This is a genomic window from Teichococcus wenyumeiae, assembly GCF_003696345.1.
GTDB lineage: Bacteria > Pseudomonadota > Alphaproteobacteria > Acetobacterales > Acetobacteraceae > Pseudoroseomonas > Pseudoroseomonas wenyumeiae.
This window is the reverse complement of sequence record NZ_RFLX01000122.1, coordinates 1-2657: the sequence shown is the minus strand read 5'-3', so window position 1 is coordinate 2657 and position 2657 is coordinate 1. Positions and strand designations below refer to the sequence as shown.

General features: G+C 70.8%; 3 protein-coding genes. All 3 read right to left on the bottom strand.

The window, feature by feature from the left end:
* On the bottom strand, positions 1–335 hold a 335-nt coding region (locus EBE87_RS28100; RefSeq protein ID WP_120641182.1), incomplete at its 3' end, for a response regulator.
* The gene (prsK, locus tag EBE87_RS28095) at positions 332–2392 is read right to left on the bottom strand and encodes an XrtA/PEP-CTERM system histidine kinase PrsK (RefSeq protein WP_120641181.1); all 2061 of its coding nucleotides are present in this window, start codon (positions 2390–2392) and stop codon (positions 332–334) included. The genes EBE87_RS28100 and prsK, both read right to left, overlap by 4 nt.
* Positions 2389–2657: sugar transferase (locus tag EBE87_RS28090; RefSeq protein WP_199708182.1), on the bottom strand; the 269-nt coding region annotated here is incomplete at its 5' end. The genes prsK and EBE87_RS28090, both read right to left, overlap by 4 nt.

The following is a 2657-nucleotide window of genomic DNA, read 5'->3' as shown; positions in this document are numbered from 1 at the left end:
GCCAGGTCGACCGGCTTCTCGCAGAAGTCATAGGCGCCAAGCCCGATCGCCCGCAGCGTGTGCTCCCGCTGACCCTGGCCCGAGGCCACGATGATCGGCATGCCGGGAGAGATGCGGTTCAACTCGGCCAGGGTCGCGAAACCCTCGCTGACACCTTCGGCATCCGGCGGCAGGCCGAGGTCCAGCAGCACAGCCGTCGGCTGCTCGGCCCGCGCAACCTGCTCGGCTTCCCGCCGGTTGGCGGCCAGCAGCACGCGGCAGTTCGGAAAAGCCCAGCGGTACTGGGCGCTAAGTGCCGCGTCATCCTCGACGATCAGCAACTTCGGGCGACTCATGGCAGTGCGGCCTCTGCAGAATGGGGCGCCGAATAGGACGCGTCGTTGCGGGGGTCGCGGCAGGCGGGCAGCGTCATGCGCATGGTGGTACCCTCCCCAGGGCGGCTATGGACGGCCAGTTCTCCGCCGGCGCGGCGCAGCAGCTCGCGCGCCTGCCAGGCACCGATGCCGCTGCCGCGCGGCTTATCGGTCGCCAGCGGGCGGAACAGGTGGTCACGAATGAATTCGGGCGTCATGCCACAGCCACGGTCGATGACTTCCACCACCACCCGCTGCTGCCCGTGCTGCAGGCGCAGCCGCACCGGCTCGCCGGGCTGGGAAGCCTCGGCGGCATTGGAGAGCAGATGCGTGATGGCGGCATCGAAGGCTTCCGCAGCCATGGAGACACGCAGCGGCGTGCGGTCGTCATGCTCCAGTTGCACCGGATGCGCGCTGCGGGCCGCAAGCTCCCGCAGCCGCGCCAGCGGCTCGATGGCGGTGGTGTCAATCTCGGCGCCCTCGGGCTGGCGCAGGCGGGCGATGAGCGTGTTGATGCGCGTCGCCGAGGCGCGCACGGTGAGCAGCATGTCGCGCTGGAACTCCGGGTCCTGAATGTTGTGCTCGGCATTGGCCAGCAATAGCGTCAGCTGGCTTGCCACTGTCTTGACGTCATGGGCCACGAAGGCGAAGCGCTGGGCGTGGTCCTGCAATTGTTGCTGCTCCGCCAGCCGCTCGGCGGCGCGGCGCTCGGCCAGGAACATGGCGACCTCGCGCCCAAGGCTGCGCAGCAGGTCGAAGACCTCGCCATCCAGCGGCAGGGGGACACGTGGCGGCGCCAGCAGCACCAGGCCCAGCAGCCCGTCCCGGTGATGCGCCAGCGGCACGGCCAGCCAGACCTGCCCGAAAGCCTGCCGCAGTTCCGGCGCATCCTGCTCGGCCAGCGGAACGATCCAGCTGCCGCCGCGCAATTCCAGAATCAGCGGGTGGTCGTCGGCCAGCGAGACGGGTTCTCCCGGCATGTTCCAGGAGCCGGCCCAATGGAAGCCGGCTTCGGCACCTTCCCGCAGCAGCAGCGCGCCGGCCGGACTGTCGGCGGCATCGGCGATGGCGCGGATGGCACGCAGCGATGGCGCCACGTCGGGGGCAGAAAGGGTGGTGACGCAGCGCAGCCATTCCTGGCGATAGTCGTAGCGCGCCGTGAAGAAATGATCGACCACCGTCCGCCGCAGGAGAGAGCGCACGGAGCGGGCGGAAAGCGCCACGGCCAGCGCCATGGCGGTGCCGGCCCAGAGGCCGATCTCCGCCGCGCGGGCCCAGTCGGCACCGAGATGACGCAGCGCCTCTCCGGCGGCGCCCACGGCCAGCAGGAAAGCGCCGGCCACCAGCAGCGTGGCGCCATGAAAGACCACTTGGCGCGAGACCGACGGATTGCGACGCCAGCGGCGGTCGCGCATGGCGCCCAGCGCCAGCAGCGGCGCGGCCAGGGCCGCCAGCACCGCACGCGCATCGGCCAGGATGGGCGAAAGCTCGTGGGTCAGCGCCGCATGGGCGTAGAGAATAACGTCGAAGGCCGCGAGGCCGCCCAGCGCGACGCAGGGCAGCACCACATGCCAGCGGATGCCGTCATCGGCATTCCGGTAGAGATTTTCTGCCAGAAGCACCACCAGCAGCACCAGCGCCAGGCGGGCGAGCACGATGGGCGAGCCAAGCAGGTTGGTTGTGAGGGCCTGCGCCACCGGCGCCGAAAGCGTGGCGAAGGCCAGCAGGACGGCGATGCCGCCCGCCAGGGCGAAGCGCCGCAGCAGCGGCCGTGCCTGCGCGCCGCCCACGCGGCGGCCAAGCGCCAGCAGCAGCAGGAACCAGAAGGCGTTGCGCAGGACTTCCAGCCCGCCGGGGGGCCAGGCGAGCGGTGCCTCCGGCATCAAGGCGACGGCGGCGGCCCAGGCCGCGATCAGGAAGCAGGTGGCCGCCGGCAGCAGCGCATGCCGTCCACGCCCGGCCGCCAGCACCAGCATGCTCCAGGCCAGGCAAGCGGCCGCGCAACCAGCGTAGAGGACGGGCGAGACGGCGGGTATCACCGCGCGCCTTCCTGGAGGAGAACGACGCGGATGGTGGCGACGAGGATGAGGAGGTCGAGGAAGAGGGAGCGGCGGCGGACGTAGTAGAGGTCGTAGGCGAGCTTCATGCGGGCGTCCTCGACGGAGGCGCCGTAGGGGTAGTTGACCTGTGCCCAACCGGTGATGCCGGGCTTGACGCAGGCGCGGTCGTGGTAGCGGGGGATGATGCGGCCGAGTTCCTCGACAAAGGCGGGGCGTTCGGGGCGGGGGCCGACGAAGGCCATGT